Annotated in this window: 16 protein-coding genes and 2 pseudogenes; 6 read left to right on the top strand and 12 right to left on the bottom strand. The window is 71.3% G+C overall.

Annotated features, from left to right (window positions below):
* Positions 1 to 21: 21 nt before the first annotated feature.
* The 7 genes and pseudogenes from V1634_RS03440 to V1634_RS03410 form a co-directional block, all read right to left on the bottom strand.
* Positions 22 to 1,047: pseudogene (locus tag V1634_RS03440) on the bottom strand (ABC transporter ATP-binding protein).
* Positions 1,028 to 2,074, bottom strand: a complete 1,047-nt coding sequence (locus V1634_RS03435; RefSeq protein WP_331206261.1) for an ABC transporter ATP-binding protein — start codon at positions 2,072 to 2,074, stop codon at positions 1,028 to 1,030. The pseudogene V1634_RS03440 and the gene V1634_RS03435 overlap by 20 nt, the downstream one beginning before the upstream one ends.
* An 8-nt stretch (positions 2,075 to 2,082) precedes the next feature.
* A complete protein-coding gene (locus V1634_RS03430) occupies positions 2,083 to 3,021 on the bottom strand; it encodes an ABC transporter permease (protein WP_331206260.1) in 939 nt (312 codons plus the stop codon).
* A gap of 93 nt (positions 3,022 to 3,114) precedes the next feature.
* Positions 3,115 to 4,041, bottom strand: a complete 927-nt coding sequence (locus V1634_RS03425) for an ABC transporter permease (protein ID WP_331206259.1) — start codon at positions 4,039 to 4,041, stop codon at positions 3,115 to 3,117.
* A 181-nt stretch (positions 4,042 to 4,222) separates the two neighbouring features.
* Positions 4,223 to 5,851 (bottom strand): peptide ABC transporter substrate-binding protein, encoded by a 1,629-nt coding sequence (locus tag V1634_RS03420; protein ID WP_407951708.1) that lies wholly within the window; start codon positions 5,849 to 5,851, stop codon positions 4,223 to 4,225.
* A gap of 460 nt (positions 5,852 to 6,311) precedes the next feature.
* Positions 6,312 to 6,995 carry a response regulator transcription factor gene (locus V1634_RS03415; protein WP_331206257.1) on the bottom strand — a complete coding sequence of 228 codons (684 nt, stop codon included), beginning with the start codon at positions 6,993 to 6,995 and terminating at the stop codon, positions 6,312 to 6,314.
* 5 nt (positions 6,996 to 7,000) lie between these two features.
* A complete protein-coding gene (locus V1634_RS03410; RefSeq protein WP_331206505.1) occupies positions 7,001 to 8,242 on the bottom strand; it encodes a PspC domain-containing protein in 1,242 nt (413 codons plus the stop codon).
* Between the two features lie 207 nt (positions 8,243 to 8,449).
* Between V1634_RS03410 and V1634_RS03405 the strand changes: the two genes are divergently transcribed.
* The 3 genes from V1634_RS03405 to V1634_RS03395 all read left to right on the top strand — a co-directional run bounded on the left by V1634_RS03405 (position 8,450) and on the right by V1634_RS03395 (position 12,096).
* Complete coding sequence (locus tag V1634_RS03405) at positions 8,450 to 10,051, top strand: PspC domain-containing protein (protein ID WP_331206256.1); 1,602 nt, start codon at positions 8,450 to 8,452, stop codon at positions 10,049 to 10,051.
* Positions 10,048 to 10,665, top strand: a complete 618-nt coding sequence (locus V1634_RS03400) for a phage holin family protein (protein WP_331206255.1) — start codon at positions 10,048 to 10,050, stop codon at positions 10,663 to 10,665. The genes V1634_RS03405 and V1634_RS03400 overlap by 4 nt, the downstream gene beginning before the upstream one ends.
* Before the next feature lie 177 nt (positions 10,666 to 10,842).
* A complete protein-coding gene (locus V1634_RS03395) occupies positions 10,843 to 12,096 on the top strand; it encodes a phosphatidylserine decarboxylase (protein WP_331206254.1) in 1,254 nt (417 codons plus the stop codon).
* Between the two features lie 277 nt (positions 12,097 to 12,373).
* Here V1634_RS03395 and V1634_RS03390 read toward each other — a convergent pair whose 3' ends face one another.
* The 3 genes from V1634_RS03390 to V1634_RS03380 form a co-directional block, all read right to left on the bottom strand.
* A complete protein-coding gene (locus V1634_RS03390; protein ID WP_331206504.1) occupies positions 12,374 to 13,309 on the bottom strand; it encodes a CDP-alcohol phosphatidyltransferase family protein in 936 nt (311 codons plus the stop codon).
* Positions 13,310 to 13,721: 412 nt separating this feature from the next.
* On the bottom strand, positions 13,722 to 14,651 hold the full coding sequence (locus V1634_RS03385; protein WP_331206253.1) for an NUDIX hydrolase: 930 nt from the start codon (positions 14,649 to 14,651) through the stop codon (positions 13,722 to 13,724).
* A gap of 168 nt (positions 14,652 to 14,819) precedes the next feature.
* Positions 14,820 to 15,767, bottom strand: a complete 948-nt coding sequence (locus tag V1634_RS03380; protein ID WP_107260741.1) for an NUDIX domain-containing protein — start codon at positions 15,765 to 15,767, stop codon at positions 14,820 to 14,822.
* A gap of 166 nt (positions 15,768 to 15,933) precedes the next feature.
* Here V1634_RS03380 and V1634_RS03375 point away from each other — a divergent pair.
* A pseudogene (locus V1634_RS03375) lies at positions 15,934 to 16,248 on the top strand (PspC domain-containing protein); the annotation flags it as partial.
* A 199-nt stretch (positions 16,249 to 16,447) separates the two neighbouring features.
* Here V1634_RS03375 and guaA read toward each other — a convergent pair.
* Complete coding sequence (gene guaA / locus V1634_RS03370) at positions 16,448 to 18,001, bottom strand: glutamine-hydrolyzing GMP synthase (RefSeq protein ID WP_331206252.1); 1,554 nt, start codon at positions 17,999 to 18,001, stop codon at positions 16,448 to 16,450.
* A gap of 127 nt (positions 18,002 to 18,128) precedes the next feature.
* Positions 18,129 to 19,940 (bottom strand): GMC family oxidoreductase, encoded by a 1,812-nt coding sequence (locus tag V1634_RS03365; RefSeq protein WP_331206251.1) that lies wholly within the window; start codon positions 19,938 to 19,940, stop codon positions 18,129 to 18,131.
* 268 nt (positions 19,941 to 20,208) lie between these two features.
* On the opposite strand from V1634_RS03365, the gene V1634_RS03360 reads away from it, so the two are divergent.
* Positions 20,209 to 21,285, top strand: a complete 1,077-nt coding sequence (locus V1634_RS03360; RefSeq protein WP_407951713.1) for an LCP family protein — start codon at positions 20,209 to 20,211, stop codon at positions 21,283 to 21,285.
* 18 nt (positions 21,286 to 21,303) lie between these two features.
* Positions 21,304 to 22,296, top strand: coding sequence for a hypothetical protein (locus V1634_RS03355; RefSeq protein WP_331206249.1), 993 nt, complete (start codon positions 21,304 to 21,306; stop codon positions 22,294 to 22,296).
* Positions 22,297 to 22,407 lie beyond the last annotated feature (111 nt).

Genomic DNA, 22,407 nt, shown 5'->3' with positions numbered 1-22,407 from the left:
CCACCACCGCGTCTGACGGGTCTACTCGACCGCGTGTACCACGTCCCGCTCCTCGGCGAAGTGGCATGCGCTCGGGTGCGCCGAGTGCTCCCGCTCCACCAGCGGCGGTGGCGCAGATCTCCTGCGCCTTCCAGCACCGGGTCCGGAACCGGCAGCCCGAGGGCGGGTTGGCCGGCGACGGCACGTCACCCTCCAGGACGATCTGGTCCCGCTGGCCGCGCAGGGTCGGGTCCGGCACCGGCACCGCCGAGAGCAGCGCCTGGGTGTACGGATGGGTCGGCCGCTCGTAGATCTCGTCCTCGGTACCGATCTCCACGATCTTGCCCAGGTACATCACCGCGACCCGGTCGGCGATGTGCCGCACCACCGACAGGTCGTGCGCGATGAAGATGTACGAGAGCCCCAGCTCGTCCTGCAACCGCTCCAGCAGGTTGATCACCTGGGCCTGGATCGAGACGTCCAGCGCCGAGACCGGCTCGTCGCAGACTCGCAGACGATGATCTCCGGCTTGAGGGCGAGCGCCCGGGCGATCCCGATCCGCTGCCGCTGCCCACCCGAGAACTGGTGCGGATAGCGGTTGATGTGCTCCGGGTTCAACCCGACCAGATCCAGCAACTCCCGGACCCGCTGCTTCCGCTCGGCCGCCGGGGCGACCTCCGGGTGGATGTCGAACGGCTCGCCGATGATGTCGCCGACCGTCATCCGCGGGTTCAGCGAGGTGTACGGGTCCTGCAACACCATCTGGATGTTGCGCCGGGCCCTGCGCATCTCGCCGCCATGCAGCCGGGTCATGTCCTGACCCCGGACGTTGATCGCGCCGTCGGTCGGCTTCTCCAGCCCGACCAGCAGCTTGGCCAGCGTCGACTTGCCGCAGCCGGACTCGCCCACCACGCCGAGGGTCTCGCCCCGGCGCAGGTGCAGGTCGACGCCGTCGACCGCGCGTACCGCACCGACCTTCTTCTGCAGGACGATGCCCCGGGTGATCGGAAAGTGCTTGACCAGCCCACGGGTCTCCAGCACTACCTCGTTACCTGACGGCTGGCTCATCGCCGACCACCTCCGTCCAGAAATGGCACCGCGCCGTCCGGACCGGATCCACCTCGTACTGCGGCGGGGGCGGGTCGGCCCGGCACACGTCGCGGGCGTACCCGCACCGTGGGTGGAACGGGCAGCCGGCCGGGATCCGGGTCAGGTTGGGCGGCAGGCCCTTGATCACGTTGAGCTGCTGCCCCTTGAGGTCCAGCCGGGGGATCGACTCCAGCAGGGCCTTGGTGTACGGGTGCGCCGGTCGGGCGTAGATGTCCAGCACCGGCGCCTCCTCGACCACCTTCCCGGCGTACATCACCGAGATCCGGTCGGCCACGTCGGCGACCACCCCCATGTCGTGGGTGATCAGGATCAGTCCCATGTTCCGTTCCCGCCGCAGCTCGGCGAGGAGGTTCATGATCTGCGCCTGCACCGTGACGTCCAGCGCGGTGGTCGGCTCGTCGGCGATCAGCACCTTCGGGTCGAGCGCCAGCGCCATCGCGATCATGACGCGCTGCCGCATGCCGCCGGAGAACTGGTGCGGATAGTCGCCGACCCGCTGCCTGGCTGCCGGGATCTTGACCAGGTCGAGCAGCTCGATCGCCCGCTTCCGGGCGTCCTGCCGGGACATCCCGCGGTGCACCCGGAACAGCTCGCCGATCTGCCAGCCGACCGGGAAGACCGGGTTCAACGCGGAGAGCGCGTCCTGGAAGATCATCGCGATGTGGTTGGCGCGTACCTTGCGGCGCTGCTCCTCGGGCAGCTTCAGCAGGTCGATGCCGCGGTAGCGGATCGCTCCTCCGGTGACGAACCCGGGCGGCGAGTCGAGGATGCCCATGATCGCCTGGGCGGTGACGGACTTGCCGCAACCGGACTCGCCCAGGATCGCCAGCGTCTCGCCGGGATCCAGGTGCAGGTTTACCCCGTTGATCGCCTTGGCGATCCCGACCTGGGTATGGAACTCCACGTGCAGGCCGTCGACCTCCAGCAGCCGGGCGGACGAGTCCAACCCGGGCAGGACGTCGATCTCTGCCTTGATATCGGTCATGGGTCAGCTCACCGCAGCCTCGGGTCGAAGGCGTCGCGGATCGCGTCGCCGAGCATGATGAACGCCAGCACGGTCATCGCCAGGAAGACCGACGGCCAGACCAGCGGGGTGGCCGTCTCCCGGACGTACGGGGCCGCCGTCGAGATGTCGACGCCCCAGGAGATCTCGTCGCCTCGCAGACCGACGCCAAGGAAGGTCAGGGTGGCCTCGGTGGAGATGTTGATGCCGAGCAGGATGGTCAGCACCACCACGAACGGCGCCGCCGCGTTCGGCAGGATGTGCCGGAACATCAGCCGGCCGGAGCCGGCGCCGAGCATCCGGGCCGCCGACACGTAGTCCTGGCTCTTCGCCGAGATCACCGACGACCGCATGATCCGGGCGCCGGTCGTCCAGGTCAGGACGCCGAGGGTGAAGATCACCGCGACGAAGCCCGAGTCCTGCGGGTCGGCGGAGAGCCGCCGGGCCAGCACGATCGCCGCGAGCAGGGTGGGAATGCCCAGCACGATGTCGATGCCCCGGGCGAGCAGGGCGTCGATCCAGCCGCCGAAGTAGCCGGCTGCCATGCCGACGAGCAGGCCGATCACCCCGGCGATGATGGTCGCGAAGAGCCCGATCAGCACCGAGTTGCGGGCACCGTAGATCGTCCGGGCGTAGACGTCGCACCCCTGGAAGTTGTAGCCGAAGATGGCCGAGCCACTCGGCCCCTGGTGCTGCCGGGAGAGCGCACAGGCGTCCGGATCGGCCGAGGTGAACAGGCCCGGGAAGGCCGCCATCGTCACGACCAGCAGCACCAGGACGGCGGCGGCCCAGAAGATCCAGTTGCGTCGCAGGTCTTCCCAGGCATCCCCGGTCAGACTCCGCGGCTTCTCCGGGCCGCTGTCCGGGGAGACCGGTACACCGGCGGAACTGGGTACCTCCGCCTGGGTGGCGGATTCGATGTTGCTCATCGGGCGCCTCGCTTACTCGTGCCGCTGCCTCGCTCCGCTCGGCGCCGCCACGAGGACGGTTTCACGCTGAGCCGACTGATTCGCGCACTTCGCTCACTCATAGCGGATCCTCGGGTCGAGTACCGCGTACAGCAGATCGACGACCAGGTTGGCGACCAAGAAGACGATCACCAGGATGCTGACGAAGCCGACCACCAGTGGGCCGTCCTCGGTCCGGATCCCGCGGAACAGGTTGAAGCCGACGCCCGGGATGTTGAAGACACCCTCGGTGACGATCGCTCCGGCCATCAGGTTGCCCAGGTCGACACCGATCAGCGTGACGACCGGGATCAGCGAGTTGCGCAGCACGTGCACGCCGATGACCCGGCGGTTCGCCAGTCCCTTGGCCCGGGCGGTACGAACGTAGTCCGAGCGCAGGTTCTCCGCCACCGAGGCCCGGGTCACCCGGATCTGGGTGGCGATCACCAGACAGCTCAACACGATCGCCGGCAGGATGAGGTGATAGAACCCTGGTTCGGCGCCGGCTGTCGCCGGGAACCACTTGAGCTGCACCCCGAAGATGAGCTGCGCCAGCGGGGCCAGCACCACGATCGGCAGGGAGAGCAGGATCAGGGTGATGATCAGCGTCGTGGTGTCGAATACGCCGCCGCGACGGATCCCGGAGACGATCCCGGCGGTGACGGCGATCAGCGCCGAGATGATGATCGCCAAGACCGCCAGCCGGATGGTCACCGGCCAGGCCTGCTGCATCATGTCGCTGATCGACCGGTTGGTCAGCGAGACTCCGAAGTCACCGGTCAACAGGCCACGCATGTAGTGGCCATATTGGACGATGAAGGGGTCGTCCAGATGGTACCTTTCGGTGAGCGCCAGCCGGACGTTCTCCGGTAGCGGACGCTCACCCGCCAGAGCCTGGAGCGGGTCGTCCTGGTTGGCGAACATCAGGGCGTACACGATGAAGGTGGCCCCGAAAAACGTCAGGACCCCTTGCAGCACGCGCCGCACGAAGTAGCGGAACATATCTCAAGTCCTTAGAGACGAGCATCGGTGACTGCCTGCCGGGCAGCAGACCGTGATGCGCACGGTACGACCGCAGCCTCACCGGTCCCGGTCACCGGGGCCGGTGAGGCTCGTACGGACGGTCCGATCCGACCCGAGCTGGGCCGGGCTGGACCGGACCGTCCGTCGCTGAGCAGTCAGGTCAGCTCGTGGCCTCGATCTTGAGGAGCTCGACCTTCTGGAACTTGTCGAGCTCGACGTTCTTGACCCGCTCCGAGTGGCCGTAGACGTTCTGGCCGAGCCGCAGCGGAATCACCGGCATGTCGCGGGCGAGGATGTCCTCGGCCTGCTGCCAGATCTTGATCGCCTCGTCCTGGGTCGGCGCGGCCGAGCCCTGCTTGACCAGGGCGTCGAACTCCGTGTTGCTGTAGCCGTAGTAGTTCGACGAACCGCCGGTCCCGTACAGCGGGCCGAGGTAGTTCTCCATCAGCGGGTAGTCCATGATCCAGCCGAGCCGGATCATGCCGACGTCTTCCTTGGCCTCGACCTTGGTGAGCAGGTCGGCGAACTTCGGCTCGCCGACGCCGATGCAGTCGACGCCCAGGTTGGTCTTGAGCTGGTTGCAGGTGGCGTCCACCCACGCCTTGTGACCACCGTCGGCGTTGTAGGTGATCTTGATCTGCTTCGGGCCGCCCGCGGCGTCGTACGCCGCCTTGGCCTTGGCCGGGTCGTAGGTGCAGGGCTCGCCGCAGCTGTTCTCGCGGTAGCCGGCCACCGCCGGGGAGACGAACGACGTCGCCGGGGTCTGCGAACCACGGAAGACGTTGTCGGTGATCTCCTTGCGGTTGATCGCCATCGAGATCGCCTTGCGGACCTCGACCTTCGAGTACTGCGGGAGGAAGGTCGGGAAGCCGACGAACTGGAAGACCGAGTTCGGACCGGTCTTGAAGCGGTCACCGAGGTCGGCCGGGGCGGTGCCCAGGTTCTCGATCGGAATCTGGGTCACCACGTCCAGGGCGCCACCCATCAGGTCGGCGTACTGGGCGGTCTGCTCCTGGTAGATCTTGTAGGTGACGCCACCCACCTTTGCCTTGTCGCCCGGGTAGGCGTCGTAGCGCTCGACCTCGATCTTCGAGTCGTGCTGCCAGGTGCCCTTCATCTTGAAGGGGCCGTTGCCGATCGGGGCCTGCTCGTAGTCCTCCTTGAGCACGCCCTCGGAGGCGAACGCGGCGTTCGGCAGCGGGTAGAAGACGGTGTAGCCCATGACCGAGCGCCAGCCGGAGAAGGGCTCGCTCAGCGTCACGGTGAAGGTCAGGTCGTCGACCTTCTTCAGACCGGTGAGGGTCTTCGCCTTCGGGTCCGGAGCCTTCTTCGGGCCGTCGCCGTCCGGGTCCTCGGACTGCAGGTCCTTGTAGCCCTCGATGCGCTCGAAGAAGTACGAGCCGCCGTTGCCGTTCGGGCCGTACGCCGCGTGGTTCCAGGCGTTGATGTAGTTGTCGGCGCCGACCTTCTCACCGTTGTGGAAGGTGTAGCCGTCCTTGAGCTTGATCGTCCAAACCTTGTTGTCGGTCGACTCGACCGACTCGGCCGCGACCGTGTACGGCTTGTTCTCGGCGTCGAAGTCCACCAACGGGGAGAAGAGGGCGGCCAGCACCTCGGCACCGTTGGACTCGGTGGTGTTGGAGGGGATCAGGTGCTGCGGCTCGCCGATGCCGATCGAGACCACGGCGTCCGCCGCCGAGCTCTCGTCGCCGCCGCCGCCGCAGCCTGCCGCCAACAACATTATGGCGGTCGCTCCGACCGCCATCTTTAACGGGAATTGCCCGCGCATGAGTGAAGCCTCCTCAGGGCGCTCACGAGGGACTGTGAGGTGACTGACACTGTGACACTGAGCTGCCTAGCGCGGAAAGGTGCCGTTATCAACCCGTTAGTTGCCGGCAATGTTTCAGGCGCCTGTCGGACCGCCCGACCACCCCTCCGAACACGGCGATGAGCAGGCAGAACGTCACCGATGTGGGACGCTCCGACGGCCGTCCGTACCGCTCGTTGTGACCTTTCCCGCGTCACCCCGGGCGCTCTCCGATGTCAAGCGCATACCTACCGTGCTCGTCCGTTTGGACGATACGGGACTGCGCACCGGGGGTCCGACAGTCAGCAAGCTAGTGATAGCCATCGATTTAGGGTATCTGATCGTCACCGCTCGGACACCCACCGCTCGGCCGATGCCGTACCGGTGGATCCGCCGATGCCGTACCGCCGACCCGCCCGCCGCTGCCGACGGACGGCGCGGCTCAGACCAGACGGCGGTCGGCCGCCCAGCGGGACAGCTCGTAGCGGTTGGACATCTGGAGCTTGCGCAGCACGTTCGAGACGTGCGTCTCCACCGTCTTGATGGAGATGAACAACTCCTTGGCGATCTCCTTGTACGCGTAGCCCCGGGCCAGCAGCCGGAGCACCTCGCGCTCGCGGTTGGTGAGCTGGTCCAGCTCGGGATCGGCGACCGGCGCGTCCGGCCGGGAGGCGAAGGAGTCCAGCACGAACCCGGCCAGCCGGGGGCTGAACACCGCGTCACCGTCGGCGACCCGGCGGATCGCGGCGGTCAGCTCGTCCGGCGAGATGGTCTTGGTGACGTACCCCCGGGCACCGGCCCGGATCAGCCCGATCACGTCCTCGGCGGCGTCGGAGACGCTGAGCGCCAGGAACCGCACCTCCGGGCGGGTACGCCGGACCGCCTCCAGCACCGCGCGACCGCCTCCGTCGGGCATGTGCACGTCGAGCAGCACCACGTCCGGTTCGGTGGCGGCGATCCGGCTGATCGCCTCGGCCACCGTGCTGGCCTCGCCGACCACCTCGACGTGCGCTCCCAACTCGGCGCGGACGCCGGCCCGGAACATCGCGTGATCGTCGACGAGGAAGACCCGCAGCGGTCGCGGCTGCGGGGTTTCCTCCCGCGCCGGCTCCGTCGGCTCAACCATGATCGTTACCTTTCCTTCCCTGGTGCCGCGCCCTCCCGGGGTGTCGGGAGGAAGAGTCTCACCTCGGTGCCGTCCCCCGGCGTACTGCGGATCTCCGCCCGCCCGCCGTGCCGCCTCATCCGCCCGATGATCGAGCCGCGTACGCCGTGCCGGTGGTCCTCAACGGTAGTCGGGTCGAATCCCGCACCGCGATCGCGGACGAAGACACTCACCTGCTCCGGCTCGACCTCGGCATAGAGCGAGACGGTCTGCACCTTCGCGTGCCGGGCGGCGTTGACCAACGCCTCCCGGGCCGCCGCCACCAGCGCCCCGACCCGCTCGTCGGTCTCCCGGTCGCCGACCACCACCGCCTCCACGGTGATCGCGAAGGTGTCCTCCACCTCGGCGGCGGCCTGCTCCAGCGCCGCCGCGAACCGCTCGTTCGGCGAACCGGTCGGCTTGTAGAGCCAGCTCCGCAACGAGCGCTCCTGCCCCCGGGCCAGCCGCTGCACCGTCTTGACGTCGGCCGCGTTGCGCTGGATCAGGGCGAGGGTGTGCAGTACCTGGTCGTGGATCATCGCGGCCAGCTCGGCCCGCTCCTGCTCCCGGATCCGCCCCTCCCGCTCGGCCCGCAGCTGGTTGTACGTCCGCCAGAGCACCGGGGCGGCCACCACGCCCACCCCGGCGAGCGCGACCAGAGCGAAGATCACCCCGTTGATCACCGCGTCGAAGTTGCCCTGCGGGCGGTAGACCGCGACCACACCGATCAGGCCGACCGCGACCAGCACCCCGCCGCCGATGAACCGCAGCACGAAGGCCCGCCGGTCGCTCTCCGCCACCACCGCCCCCAGCCACGGCACCGGCAGCGACTGGTCCCACTGCCAGCGGCGCTCCGGCGCGGACTGGTGCCAGATCACCCCGGCGCCGACCGCGATGATCGAGACCAGCCAGCCGGCCGTGCCGGCCACCCCGTCGGACTTGAAGGCGAGGACCTCGATCAGGATCACGGCGAGGCCGATCGCCACGAACGGCAGCAGTTGGAAGACGTTGCGCCGGGGCGGGGTACCACCGGGCAGCGGCGGCACCACCGCCCAGAACGCCGCGTAGAGCAGCAGGCCGAGCCCACTGAATCCGAGCAACAGGAGGAACGCCACGCGTACCCACACCGCCCGGATGCCCAGGTGCAGGGCGATCCCGGCAGCCACGCCGGCGACCATCCGGTGGTCGCGGGCCCGGTAGAGGCGGGGCGGCTCGGTCGTGGCGCGGATCTTCGGACTCCTCGTCGTCTCGGGCGGCGGGGTGACCTGCGGCGGACCTGCCGCGGCACGTCCCGTTCCACCGACGCTCCGATCGTCACACGTCCACCGGCCCAGCAGCCATGGGGACTCCCCGGACTTCACGTACCGGATATCTCAGGGTGGGCTCAGGGTTGTCGCCTGAGGCCGGCCGCACCTGCGACGGCGGAGGATCGGAACATGACCGACGACGCTGCCGCCGCCCGTGGAACGCCCGGTCCGGTGGGCGACCCCGACCGAGCGGACAGCCCTGCCCCGGCCCCGGAGGCCTCCGGCCCCCCCGACCCGGCCACCGCCGGCCCGGAACGCACCGAGCCGGCACCGCCACCGGGTACGGGCTGGCCTCCGCCACCCGGCGCGACCCCGCCACCCGGCCCACCGCCCCCCGGGGCCGGTGGGCCGCCGCCGGAGTTCGGGTTCACCTACCGGTACGGCCTGGTCCGGCCGAGCGAGGGCCGCTACCTGGCCGGGGTCTGCGCCGCGATCGGCCGGGCCACCAACAGCGACCCGATCCTCTGGCGGGTCCTCCTCGCCGTGCTCGGCTTCTTCGGCGGGATCGGCCTGCTGGTGTACCTCGCCGCCTGGCTGATCATCCCGTCCGAGGGCGACACCGCCTCGCCGGTCGAGTCGATGCTGGGCCGGGGCCGGTCGAGCATGTCCCCGGTCACCGTGCTGGTGCTCGGCATCGTCGCCGCGGTGATGTTCGGCTTCATCGTGACCGACACCTACCGGGCGGTACTGCTCGGCGCGGCCGTCCTGATCGGGGGCGCGCTGCTGCTCAACCGCGACCGGAACCGCACCGGACCGTACTGGCAACCGGGTGCGGCTCCACCGCCGCCAGCCGGCTATCCGCCGCCCGGTCCCGGCCAGCCGGTGCCGCCGCAGGCCGCACCCGGCCAGCCTGCCTGGTACCCGCCGGCACCGCAGCCGACCGCCGCTCCCGGCTACTCCGGCGGGCCCGCGATGGCCGCCCCGGCCCCGCCGGCTCCGGCCTGGCCGACGACCCCGCCACCGGGGGCCGTACCGACCGGGCCGCACCCGGGCGTACCGCCCGTACCGCCCGTACCGGGGGGTTACCGGGCACCGTTCGCGCCGCACGGCCCGTACGCCGCACGGCCGGCTCCGACCCCACCGCCGCCGCCACCGCCGAAGGTCAAGCAACCGAAGCGGCCACGTGAGCGGTCCGCGCTGGGTGCCGCCACCTTCTCGATGATCTTCGTGGCGATCGGCGTGGTCGCGATCCTGGACCTGACCGACGCGATCCGGGTCATGCCGTCCACCTACTTCGCCGCCGTCCTGCTGACCATCGCCCTCGGGCTGCTGGTCGGGGCCTGGTTCGGCCGGGCCCGCTGGTTGATCGCCCTCGGACTGGTCGCGGCGAGCGCCCTCGGCATCTCCACGGTCGCCGAGTCCTACACCCGGCTGCGGGCCGAGGATGACGTGCTCTGGGCCCCGGCCAGCTACGAGGTCATGGCCGACCGCTACGAGACCCGGCTGGGCAACGCCACGCTCGACCTGACCCGGATCGACTTCACGAACCGGGACGCCCGGGTGAGCGTGGACGTCGACCTCGGCGAGGTGAAGGTGATCCTGCCGCCCACCGTCGACGTGACCGTACGGCTCGACGTGAACGCGGGCGACGCCCTGGTCCTGGACCGCAGGTACAGCAACTTCGACGGCAGCCAACGGGAGGTGACCGACCTCGGTGAGGACGGACCCGGCGGCGGGAAGCTGCTGCTCAACCTCTCGGTCGACGCCGCCACCGCGGAGGTGACTCGATGAAGGCGCACCGTACCGACGGGGTGTCGCTGACGTTCGCCGTGATCTTTCTCGGCGTTACCGCCTGGTGGCTGTTCGCGCAGCTCACCCACGTCACACTCCCGGCCATCGGCTGGCTGGTGGCCGCCGGCCTGATCGGGGTCGGCGCGCTGGGCCTGATCGGCGCGCTCCGGGCCAACCGGTCCGGGCGGCAGCCGTCGGCGACACCGGCCGCACCCGAGCCCGGTCCCCCGGCCACGCCGACCGACGTCGCCGACCCCGGACCGACCGACGCGCCCCTCGGGACGCTCTTCGACCGCGACCCGGGGGACCGCTTCGAGTCGAACCCGGCCGACCGGCTCGACCCGGTCCCGACCCACCAGTTGGACCCGGACCCGACCCACCAGTTCGACCGGGACGATCGGGTCACGGCCGGGCCGGCCGATCGGACGGCGGAGTTCGACCGGCCGGCCGGAGAACCGTCCGAGCACCCCACCGCCGAACTGTTCCCCGAGCCGAAGACCGGATCCCCTCCCCGATCCGGCGGCGACCCCTCCGACCGCGACACCGAGGTACTTCCGACGCCGGCCGACCCGCCCGGAACGGCGGCGGACCGGCCCGACGAACGACCCGCGTGACGCGACGAGCGGCCGGCACGATCAGTGCGACTCGGTCAGGCCGTGCCTAAACTGGCCGGCGGAGGTTCGCGCCTCCGCCGGCCGGTCACGTGCCAGCGGCCGGGAAACCGCCGCACCGCGTAGCCTGCGCCGCTATCGGCAGCCGCCCGTCCTGAACTCGCGAGGAGCCCGCCCGAGATGACCCAGTCCCCCGCCGTACGCGCCACCGGCCCAGGCCGCCCGGTCCGCGTCGGCGAGCGCGCCGCCCGCGTCCTCACCACCGAGATGGCCCGGCACCACGGCCCGAAGACCACCCTGCTGGTCGGGGTCACCACCGACTCGTCCGTACTGGCGGCGGCGGTCGACGCGCTGCTCCCCGGCGACGTACTCACCGTGGTGCCGGCGGACGCGCTCGGCGCCGAACAGCTCCGGGAGCACGTCGCCGCCCTCGGGCAGTGGACCGCGCAACGGGTCCGGGTCGCCGACTCGCTTGCCGACGCGGACGCGGCGGACGTGGTGATCGCCGCGGAGCCGCTGACCGGCAGCGCCGAGGAGACCCGGAGCGCACTGGACGGACTCACGAAATATCTGACCGACGGCGGCGTACTCAGCGTGCTGGTGCCCGCCCTGCCCGGCCGGGCACCGGGCGCGGTCGGCGAACTCGAACGGCAGAGCGCGCTGTTCGGCGTCGGCAGCGACCTCGTCCTGGTCAACCAGCCTCCGGTCCGGGCGCACCGGCTCCGGTTCACCCCGGCCGAGGTATCGGTGGCGACCCGGTTGGCGCCGGCGCACCGTACGTCGAGCATTCCGCTGACCCGTGGGATGCACATCGACTCCAACGGGGTCGCGGCGGCCGGCATCGCGCTCGGGCTGGCCGCGCTCACCCGGGTCACCCGGCCGAAGTCCCGGCTCTGGCTGCTGCCCGCGCTCGCCGCCGGCCCGGTGGCCGCGTTCTTCCGGGACCCGGAGCGGGACATCCCGGACGACGAGTCCGCCGTGGTCGCCGCCGCCGACGGCCAGGTGCTCTCCGTACAGCGGCTCCGGGACGAGCGCTTCGGGGACGGCGAGTTCCTCCGGATCGCGGTCTTCCTCTCCGTACTCGACGTACACGTCAACCGCTCACCGGTGGCCGGCAAGGTGGTCGACTACTTCGTCGCCGACGGTGGCTTCGCGGCGGCGATGAAACCGGACGCGGAGCACAACGTGGCCGCGTACACGGTGCTCGACACCGAGCACGGCACGGTGGTGGTGGCCCAGCGGACCGGCCTGATCGCCCGGCGGATCGTGCAGCGGGCACCGATCGGCGCACTGCTGGCCCGCGGCGAACGGTTCGGCCTGATCCGGTTCGGTTCACGCACCGACGTCTACCTGCCGGCCGACGCGGCCGAACCGGTGGTCGGCCCGGGCGAACGGGTTGTCGGCGGATCCTCCGTGATCGCCCGCTGGCGCTGACCTCCGGTAGGGCCGCCGCCCCACCCGGCCCCGGGACGGACCGGCCGCATGTCACGCGGAAAGTCGTGGGGGGGCGGACCCCCCGTTTGGGGGGGTCGCCCCCGATGCCAGGCGGGATACGGCCCCGGGCGGGGGGGGCGGGGGGGCCCCCCCCGGGGGGGCCCCCCCCCCCCCGCCCCCCCCCCCCCCACGACCGTAGTGCGCGGATAATTCCGGGCCTTCCCGGGCGGATCCGGCGCGGCGGGCGGGAGCGGATGACGCCCCGCCGCCGTGACCGTCAGGCGGTGCGGCGCTGGCGCCACCAGAGCAGCGGACCGCTGACCAGGTAACCGACCACCAGGATCGCGAAGGTGAGCCGGATGTCGACCAGGGCGCCGATCACCGGGGCCAGCCAGAGCCACGGCGGCAGCTTGATCAGGCGGGCCAGCTTGGCGTACGGGAAGCTGGAGACCATGGCGAAGGCGAGCAGCCCCACCCCGGCCACCTGCACCTCGCCGGAGACCGGAAGCCCGATCAGCACCGCCAGGGCGAGCACCGCCGCGGCCATCGTGGTCGGCACGCCGCAGAAGAACCGCCCGTCCTTGGGCGAGACGTTGAACCGGGCGAGCCGGATCGCCGCGCAGGCCGCGACGAGTGCGCAGGCCACCGCTGCGGCGGCGGTCGAGACCGAGCCCACCAGCGAGGCGTAGACCACCACCGGGGCGGCCAGGCCGAACGAGCACATGTCGGCCAGCGAGTCCATCTGGGCACCGAACGGGCTGGCCACGCCCATCTTGCGGGCCAGCGCCCCGTCGAGGCCGTCGAACGCCACGCAGGCGATCAGGCAGTACGCCGCCACCCGCACGTCGCCCTGCATCGCCTGGAAGATGGCGAGCAGCCCGAGGGTCAGGCTGGCCAGGGTGCAGGCGTTGACCACGGCGAACTTGATCCGGCGCAGCATGCTCCGCTCGCCGGGCAGCAGCGGGATCGCCATCCCCGGTCCGGTTGCGTCGACCGGGTCGGCCGGGCCGACGGCCGGACTCACCGGCACGACCGCCTCGATCTCGGCGGCGGTCAGCGGGCCGACGTCGTACGGGTCGAGCCGGGTGGAGTCCTCGGGGTAGAAGCGGTCGGGCCGCACGAGGACACCGGGGCTGGCGTCGCCCAGGTCGTGATCCCGGCGTCCCACCCGGACCAGCAACACCTGCCGGGCGAACGTACCGCTGCGGCGCAGCCGCCCCGCCCAGCGACGCCCTGCCGGGCGCGGGCTGTCCGACGTACGACGCCGACGCCATGGGGCTCTCGGCACGTTTCCTCCATCACCGGATCAACTTGTCCGCCACCGTGGCGGCACCCGCCCAAGCGCCATCGGGCGCCGGGACTCCTTGGCCGGCAACCAATTGCGGCCTACACCATCGCACAGACCGGATGGATTGGCGATAGCTGTCTGAGGGGTATTTATCCCAAAACACCCAAAGCACTCAGACCTCCCATCCGGGGCGCTACCCCCGGGGGTGGCACACACTGTCGGGCCGCCTGCAACTCTAGCCGAACCAGTCACAGTCATCGTTTCGGGAGAGATTTCCGCGTTCCCGGCCCGCCCCGCCGGCCACCCGAAAGGCCGGTGACCAGCGTCCGGATGCGGGCTACCCCAGCGACAGTGCCGCGTCCACCACCTCGGTACGCGGCAGCTGCGCCACCTCGTCCCGGGAGAACCAGCGGGCCGTCTCGGTCGAGCCTCCCGCCGCCTCGGTGACCCTCGCCTCGGTGGGCGCGTCGACCTCGACCCGGTAGATCACCCGGACCCCGTGCCAGTCCAGCGGGCGCCCCTCGGGGCCGAACTCGGCGGTGTTGTGCCGGTGCGACACGTGCAGCAGCCCGGTCACCCGGCCGAGCTGCCCGGTCTCCTCGACCAGTTCCCGCAGTAGCGCGCTGGCCGGCTGCTCGCCGTGGTCGGTACCCCCGCCGGGCAGGTGCCAGCGGCCCGCGCCGGGGAACCCGGTCGCGATCCGGGTCAGCAGGATCCGGCCGGCGGGATCGGTGGCCAGCCCGTACGCCGCGAAGCGCTGGAACCGGTCGAACGGTTCCGGGCGTGCGGCCCCGCCCGGCGCGGACGCGGCCGGCTCCGGCGCGGCCCCGACGGGCTCGGGCAGCGGGTCCGCCGCACGGCCGAGCAGCTCGGCGGTGAACGGCATCAGGGCCAGCCCGGCCAGGTCGTCCCGGGCGATCCAGGCGACCTCGTCGGTGCCGCCCTCCGCCTCGGCGCGCAGCTCGCCGCCGGTCGGCACGACGTCGTAGACGATCCGGTCGGTGTGCTCGGCCACCAGCCCGTCCGCCTCGGCCAGCCGGATCACGTCGGCGAGCACCACCCGCAGCCCGGTCACCGCGACGGTCAGCCCGGTCTCCTCGACGAACTCGCGGTGCACCGCCGCCCTCGGATGCTCCCCGTGCTCGACGCCGCCCCCGGGCACCTGCCAGACACCGGGGAAGGGCAAGGCCGCGGAGGCCCGGACGAGCAGCACGCGCTCGCCGTCCCGACACAGCCCGTACGCCCCGATCCGCCGTCGCCGTCGCACCACGCCGCCCCTTCCCCCGCGCCCGCACCGATCATGCCGGTCCGGGCCGGCGGCCGGCACCGGTGGGTCGGGAAACGGAGTCGGGCGCGGGTTCGACAGCCGGGTCGGGCACCAGGGGCGCCAGGTTGATCACGCCCGGCTCGACCACCCCGCCCGTTCGTCGGCCGGTCAGCCCAGCCGGGCCGCCTGGACGGCCTCGGCGGTCACCTCGGTCAGCCGGTCCACCGGCAGCGCCTCCAGCTCCTCCCGGCCGAACCAGCGGGCCTCTGAGGTGGAGCCGCCGACGTCACCGACGGTCGGCGGGGCGGGCGAGTCGACGACCACCCGGTAGAAGGCGCGTACCCCGTGCCAGTCGATCGGGTAGCCCTCGGGCCCGAGCGAGGCGGCGTCCCGGTGGCTCGCCACCCCGATCAGCTCGACCAGCCGGCCGCGCTGCCCGGTCTCCTCGACGAGTTCCCGGATCAGGGCGGCGCCGGGCTGCTCGCCGTAGTCGGTGCCACCGCCGGGCAGGTGCCAACAGCCCGCCCCGGGATAGCCGTCCGCGACCCGGGTCAGCAGCACCCGGCCGTCCGGGTCGGTGGCGACCGCGTACGCCGCGAAGCGCTGGGCCCGGTGCAGCCCGTCCGGCCCGGGTACGGCGTGGAAGGAGGGGAACTCCGGCGCCTCCTCCGGCCGCAGGTCGATCGGCCCGCTGGGCAGGCCGAGGGCACGCGCGGTGAAGGGCCGCAGCAGCAGTTTCTCCGCCTCCGCCAGGCTGTGCCAGCGGGCGAGGTCGGTCGGCTGGCCGATCCGGTCACAGAGCGTGCCGCCGCGCACCGAGACCTGGTAGAGCAGGCGGTCGGTGTGGATCGTGACACCCCGGTGCGGCAGCGATCTCATGTCGGCGAGGACGTCCCGCAGCCCGACGACGGAGACGGAGAGGCCGGTCTCGGCGGCGGTCTCGCGTACCACGGTGTGGTTCGGGTCCTCACCGTGGTCGACGGCACCGCCGGGCAGCGACCAGACACCGGGCGTTCCGGACCGGGAGGAGGCCCGGACCAGAAGCACCCGATCGGTTGAATCGGTGCAAATCGCGTATGCGGCGATCTTGCGGATCGGTTCCAGCGCGGGGGTCACAGGACCAAATTCTCCCTTGATCGTCCGACCCGACCACGAAAAGAGTCGGATTCCTGACAGTTGACCCCACTGTCGGGATGCTGGTGGCACCGGTCAGGGGAGGGTCAGGGTCACTATCCGGGCGGTCACCGAGGACGCGCCGGCCGTCGGGGCGGACCGTGGAACCATGACGCAGATACCGCTCAGCCAGCCCCCGTACAAGCAGCTCCGTCGACCGACCACCGACCGGATGATCGCCGGTGTGGCCAGCGGACTCGGCCGCTACTTCAACGTCGACCCCACCCTGGTCAGGGTGGTCTTCGCCGCCGTCGCGGTCTTCACCGGCGGGCTCGGCCTGCTGGCCTACCCGGTGCTCTGGTTCCTGATGCCGGAGGAGCCGGCCAACGCTCCCGCCTGGCCGCACCCGCCCGGCACCGGCCCGGTCTGGCCACCGAGCTGGGCGCCCGGCACGCGGCCGGCCACCCCGACCCCTCCGGCCGGTCCGCCGGCCACCCCGCCGGCTCCGGCCGCACCGACCGGTGCTCCGGCCGCCGCACCGGCGCCCGCGGTCCAGCAGACCCAGCCGGTCGAGCCGTCGGCACCGGCCGGGCAGGGTACGGCTGGTTCGGGCGGCGCGGACGGGCCGACGGAGGCGTTCGGCGGTACGCCGCCGGACCCGCGCTAACCGGCGCGGACCGGGGTCACTCCCACTCGATGGTGCCCGGCGGCTTGCTCGTCACGTCGAGCACCACCCGGTTGACCTCGGCGACCTCGTTGGTGATCCGGGTGGAGATCCGGGCGATCACGTCGTACGGCAGGCGGGACCAGTCCGCCGTCATGGCGTCGGAACTCGACACCGGCCGGAGCACCACCGGGTGCCCGTAACTGCGTCCGTCACCCTGCACCCCCACGCTGCGTACGTCGGCGAGCAGCACCACCGGGAACTGCCAGACGTCCCGGTCGAGACCGGCGGCGGTGAGTTCCTCCCGGGCGATCAGATCGGCCGCCCGGAGCAGGTCGAGCCGCTGCCGGTCCACCGCCCCGATGATCCGGATCGCCAGGCCGGGGCCGGGGAACGGGTGCCGCCAGACCATCGCCTCGGGCAGCCCCAGCGCCAGGCCGAGCTGGCGTACCTCGTCCTTGAAGAGCGTGCGCAGCGGCTCCACCAGCGAGAACTTCAGATCCTCCGGCAGGCCGCCGACGTTGTGATGCGACTTGATGTTGGCCGTGCCGGTGCCGCCGCCGGACTCGACCACGTCGGGGTAGAGGGTGCCCTGCACCAGGAACTCGACGTCCCCGCTGGCGGCCACCTCCCGGGCCGCCGCCTCGAAGACCCGGATGAACTCCCGACCGATGATCTTGCGCTTCTGCTCCGGGTCGGTCACCCCGGCCAGCGCGTCGAGGAACCGGTCGGCCGCGTCGACCACCTTGAGCTTGATCCCGGTCGCCGCGACGTAGTCGGACTCCACCTGCTCGGCCTCGCCGGCCCGCAGCAGTCCGTGGTCGACGAAGACGCAGGTGAGCTGGTCGCCGACGGCCTGGTGAACCAGCGCGGCGGCGACCGCCGAGTCGACCCCGCCGGAGAGGCCGCAGATGACCTCCTTGTCGCCGACCCGGGCGCGGATCTCGGCGATCTGGTCGGAGATGATGTTCTCCGGGGTCCAGGTCGGCTCGATCCCCGCCACGTCGTAGAGGAAGCGCTCCAGCATCCGCTGGCCGTGCTCGGTGTGCCCGACCTCCGGGTGGAACTGGGTACCGACCCGGCGACCGACGAGATCCTCGAAGGCCGCCACCGGCGCACCGGGCGACTCGGCGGTCACGGTGAACCCGTCGGGCGCCTCCGTCACACAGTCACCGTGGCTCATCCAGACGGACAGCTCGGCCGGAAGGTCCCGGAGCAGGGCGGTCGCGTCGGACCGGGCCCGCAGGGCGGTGCCGCCGTACTCCCGGCCGCCGGTGTGCGCCACCGTGCCGCCGAGGGCCCGGGCCATCGCCTGGAAGCCGTAGCAGATGCCGAAGACCGGCACGCCGCTGTCGAAGAGCTTCGGGTCGACCTGCGGGGCGCCCGGCGCGTAGACGCTGGCCGGGCCGCCGGAGAGGATGATCGCGGCCGGATCCCTGGCCAGCATCTCCGAGACCGGCATCGAGTGCGGGACGATCTCCGAGTAGACCCGGGCCTCCCGGACGCGGCGGGCGATGAGCTGGGCGTACTGGGCTCCGAAGTCCACCACGAGGACCGGGCGCGGCGTGTTCATGTGTACGAAGCCTACCCAGCCTCGGCCGGTACCCGGGAACCCACCGCCGCCGCACAGCGCCCCGCCGACGAGCAGGCGTTAGGAGGGGGCCCTTTCTATACAGAAAGCGATAAGAAGGGGCCCTTCCTTACACCCAGCGGAGCGCGGCCGGGGCGTCGGGCGGTACCGCCGGGCGGCGCGGCGGTACCGGCGGGACCCTGGCGTACGCCGCACCGAGCGGCGGGCGGGGGTCCGGGGCGCCCCGGTTGGGCCAGAGCGAGATCGCCCGTTCCGCCTGGGCGGCGATGGTCAGCGACGGGTTCACCCCGAGGTTCGCCGAGACCGCCGCCCCGTCCACCACGTGCAGTCCCGGGTGCCCGAAGACCCGGTGGTACGCGTCGACCACTCCCTCGGCGGCGGTGGCCCCGATCACCGCCCCGCCGAGCAGGTGCGCGGTGACCGGCATGTCGAACGGCTCGGTGACCGACCCGCCGGGGATGCCGCCGAGCTGTTCGGCGAGCAGCCGGACGGCCCGGTTGCCGGCCGGGATCCAGGTCGGGTTGCCGGCGCCGTGGCCGGGCGCGGTCGCCAGCCGGTGCCGCCCGAGCCGGCCACGGCGCCAGTACACGGTCAGCGAGTTGTCCAGCGACTGCATGACCAGCGCGATCACGGTGCGCCGGGACCAGTCCCGGACCGAGAGCAGCGGCAGGTAGGTCAGGGGGCGCCGGGCCAGGATGCCGAGCCAGCGCCGGACGCGGCGCGGACCGCCGTCGACCAGTGCCGACTGGAGCAGCCCCATCAGGTTGGCACCGTGGCCGTACCGGACCGGCTCGACGTGCGTCGCCGGGTCCGGATGGAAGGAGCTGGTGATCGCCACCCCGTCGGTGAAGTCCAGGCCGGCGCGGCGGGCGGCCCGTACCGGCACCGTGGCGCCGAGGATCGCCTCCGAGTTGGTCCGGGTCAGCGCGCCGAGCCGGGGCGAGAGGTGCGGCAGTGCCCCGGTGGCGCGCATCCGGTGCAGCAGCCGCTGGGTCTGCAACGCGCCGGCCGCGAAGACCACCTGACCGGCCCGGATCCGTTGGCGGTGCCGCAGTGGCCAGGCTCCGGTGCGTACCGTCTCGATCTCGTAGCCGGTGCCCGACGGCGCCGGCCGGACCGAGGTCACCGTGGTCAGCGGCCGGACTTCGGCACCGAGCCGCTCGGCCAGCCAGAGGTAGTTCTTGACCAGGCTGTTCTTCGCGCCGTGCCGGCAGCCGGTCATGCAGGCGCCGCAGTGCAGGCAGCCGGTCCGCTCCGGCCCGACCCCGCCGAAGTAGGGGTCGGTGACCCGCTCCCCCGGCCGGCCCAGGTAGACCCCGACCGGGGTGGTGTGGAAGGTGTGCCCGACCCCCATCCGGTCGGCCACCGCGCGCATGGCCCGGTCCGCCGCCGTCTCCCTCGGGTACGTCGTGACGCCGAGCATCCGTTTCGCCTGGTCGTAGTGGGGGGCGAGTTCACCCTGCCAGTCGGTGATCTCCCGCCACTGTGGATCCGCGTAGAACGCGGGCAGCGGCTCGTAGAGCGTGTTCGCGTAGACCAGGGAGCCGCCGCCGACGCCGGCACCGGAGAGCACCAGCACCTTCGCCGGCGCCGTACCGCCGCCGCGTTCGCCGGAGACGGCACGACCGGCGGAGCGGAGCAGGGTGATCCGTTGGATGCCGTAGCAACGCAGCGCGGGCGCCCAGAGGAAACGGCGGATCCGCCAGGAGGTCTCCGGCAACTCGTGGTCGGCGAACCGCCGCCCGGCCTCCAGGACGAGGACCGAGTAACCCTTCTCGACCAGGCGCAGCGCCGCCACACTACCGCCGAAGCCCGAACCGATGACGACGACGCCGACGTCGACGTCGGGTGCGGAGGCGGGGGCGGGGTTGACGGGTGGTTCGGTGCTGTCGGTGGGCTCGGTGCCGGCGGATTGCCCCATGTTGAGCATCATTACCGAGCGGTAGCTATCGCACCAGGCGGGATCTGCGCCATCATTTCCTGCTGCCGCGCTCCTGCGGTGCAACGTCGGCGGGCCGACGAGGCGTCTTATGGGTTACGGCCGGTCCTGGCAGACCGCACGGCCGAGGGGAAGTGGACGCGTGGCAGATCACGGGGGAAGCGCTACCGGCGTACCCGGAAACGACGACGGGCCGGCGCCCGGCGACGGCGGCCGGCCGAGACGCCGCCGGACCGTCTGGCTCGGCGCGATCGTCGCGGTCGCGGTGCTGCTGGCCGGTACGGCCTACGCGGCCAACCGCTTCTGGGGCAGCGGCTCCGATCCGGCCCCGCAGGCCCGGCCCACTTCTCCGGCACCGACCCCGGTCGCGCCGTCACCCACACCGAGCCCGACCCCGGAGCCCGGTGCCGACATCACCGGACCGCTCAACCTGCTGCTGGTCGGCGTCGACACCCGGGTCAGCAAGCCGGACTGGGAGCCGCACGCCGACGCGGTACTGGTCCTGCACGTCACGAAGGAACTCGACCGGGCGTACCTGTTCGCGCTCCCCCGCGACCTGGTGGTCGACATCCCGCGCTTTCCCAAGGCGAACTTCCCCGGCGACCGCACCAAGCTGACCCACGCGATGAGCTACGGCAGTCGGGTACCCGGCAAGAACAAGCGCCCGAGCACCGCGCAGGGCTTCCAACTGCTCTCCGCGACGGTGAGCGCGTACACCGGGATCAAACGCTTCGACGCGGGTGCGGTACTCACCTTCGGCGGCTTCGACGAGCTGGTCGACGCCCTCGGCGGAGTGGACCTCTATGTGGACCAGCGGGTGGTCTCGCAGCACCGGGAACCGGACGGCACGCATCGCGCGCTGCGCGGCGGCGGTTACGTCGGGCCGCAGATGGTCTACGAGAAGGGCCGCCGTACGCTGACCGGCTGGCAGGCGCTGGACTATGCCCGGCAGCGCTACACCACCGGTGGCGCGTACACCCGGCAGCGGCACCAGCAGCAGCTCATCAAGGCGATGCTGACGAAGATCCTCAGCCAGGACCTGGCCCGGAGTCCCGAACGGGTACGCCAGGTCGTCCGCGCGCTCGGCGACGCGCTGACCTTCACCAGCGGCAGCGGCTCCGACATCGTCGACTTCGGATTCGCGCTGAGCCGGCTCCGCCCCGAGGCGATGACCCTGGTGGCGCTCCCCGGCAGCGGAGTCGGCCGGGGCAGCGGTTACCGGGGCGAACAGCTCACCTCGGTCGGCCGGAAGTTCATCACCGAGTTGCGCGCCGGCCGGGCCGACGCCTACCTGACGGCCAACCCGAAACTGGTGGTCAGGAACTGACGGAATAGCCTGCACTCGATGATCTCCGAGGCATCCGGCCTCGGGTCGTCGAGATTCGGGGAGGACGACATGCAGTTCGGTAAACGACTGACAGTCCTGGTCACACTGGTTCTCGGTTCACTGGTCCTGTCTGGAAGCCCAGCTCAGGCTGCCTACTACAACACGTACACCACCATCGCCAGCACGCCCAACACGAGCTGCTGCACAGGTGCCCAGGGCTTCGCAGCCGGATCCACCTACCTCTACTCGATCAAGAACCGCACCAATTACGACGACACCTCCGTCATCTACCGCATCCACAAGACCACCGGTGCGCGCGTGCTGATGACGAACGGCACGAACGGCGGGACGACCAACCCCTGGCTCGGGCACGGCAACGACATGACGATCGTCGACATCGACGCGCAGCACCACATGTTCATCGTGACGATGAAGGCGAACGGCCCGCAGCTGGTGAGGCTCCGCTACGACGGCACCACCTACTACCACGCCGGGTCGTACCAGCTGCGTCTCAACGGGGCCCCGGTGGCACCGTCCGGGATCAACCGGGCCTCGGTCACCAGCACCACCATCGGGTTCATGTTCAAGAGCGGCCGGACGATCTACAACGGCAGCCTCCCGCTGCGCGCCTCCTCCGGGACCATCGAGCTGACGAACGCGTTCACCCTCCAGGTCGACGGCGCTCTCGTCAACGGCGCGGTGGTGCCGGACCTGGGGACCTTCACCAACCAGGGTTTCTTCTACGACGCACCCAAGAAGGTTCTCTACTACCCGCTGACCAAGGAAAACCGCAGCATCGTGCTCGTCTATCGGAACGTGTCGCCGACGACGACGGGAACGGCACCCGCGGCCGCTGACCTCTCCTTCCGGATCACGTCCTCGGCATACACGTTCTTCGAGATCGAAGGCGTGGGAATCAGCGACGGCAAGCTGTACTTCAACACGAACCGGGCGAACGCGGACGGCGCCGCCGACGGGGTCCACGTGTTCAACGGCTACGTCGCGGCCTGACACATCCCGACCAGCGTGGGAATCGCTGTGACTCACGATTGAGTCACAGCGATTCCCACGCCGGTTGCCGCGAGCGATGCCGGGCGCCATTCCGTGGCCGCGGCTGGGTCG

Source organism: Plantactinospora veratri (genome assembly GCF_036421995.1).
Lineage (GTDB): Bacteria > Actinomycetota > Actinomycetes > Mycobacteriales > Micromonosporaceae > Plantactinospora > Plantactinospora veratri.
This window is presented reverse-complemented; position numbering and strand designations above follow the sequence as displayed.

Coding starts and splice junctions, on each gene's coding strand:
- V1634_RS03435 (WP_331206261.1), bottom strand. CDS start 2,074: ATGACCGATATCAAGGCAGAGATCGACGTCCTGCCCGGGTTGGACTCG.
- V1634_RS03430 (WP_331206260.1), bottom strand. CDS start 3,021: ATGAGCAACATCGAATCCGCCACCCAGGCGGAGGTACCCAGTTCCGCC.
- V1634_RS03425 (WP_331206259.1), bottom strand. CDS start 4,041: ATGTTCCGCTACTTCGTGCGGCGCGTGCTGCAAGGGGTCCTGACGTTT.
- V1634_RS03420 (WP_407951708.1), bottom strand. CDS start 5,851: ATGCGCGGGCAATTCCCGTTAAAGATGGCGGTCGGAGCGACCGCCATA.
- V1634_RS03415 (WP_331206257.1), bottom strand. CDS start 6,995: ATGGTTGAGCCGACGGAGCCGGCGCGGGAGGAAACCCCGCAGCCGCGA.
- V1634_RS03405 (WP_331206256.1), top strand. CDS start 8,450: ATGACCGACGACGCTGCCGCCGCCCGTGGAACGCCCGGTCCGGTGGGC.
- V1634_RS03400 (WP_331206255.1), top strand. CDS start 10,048: ATGAAGGCGCACCGTACCGACGGGGTGTCGCTGACGTTCGCCGTGATC.
- V1634_RS03395 (WP_331206254.1), top strand. CDS start 10,843: ATGACCCAGTCCCCCGCCGTACGCGCCACCGGCCCAGGCCGCCCGGTC.
- guaA (WP_331206252.1), bottom strand. CDS start 18,001: ATGAACACGCCGCGCCCGGTCCTCGTGGTGGACTTCGGAGCCCAGTAC.
- V1634_RS03365 (WP_331206251.1), bottom strand. CDS start 19,940: ATGGGGCAATCCGCCGGCACCGAGCCCACCGACAGCACCGAACCACCC.
- V1634_RS03355 (WP_331206249.1), top strand. CDS start 21,304: ATGATCTCCGAGGCATCCGGCCTCGGGTCGTCGAGATTCGGGGAGGAC.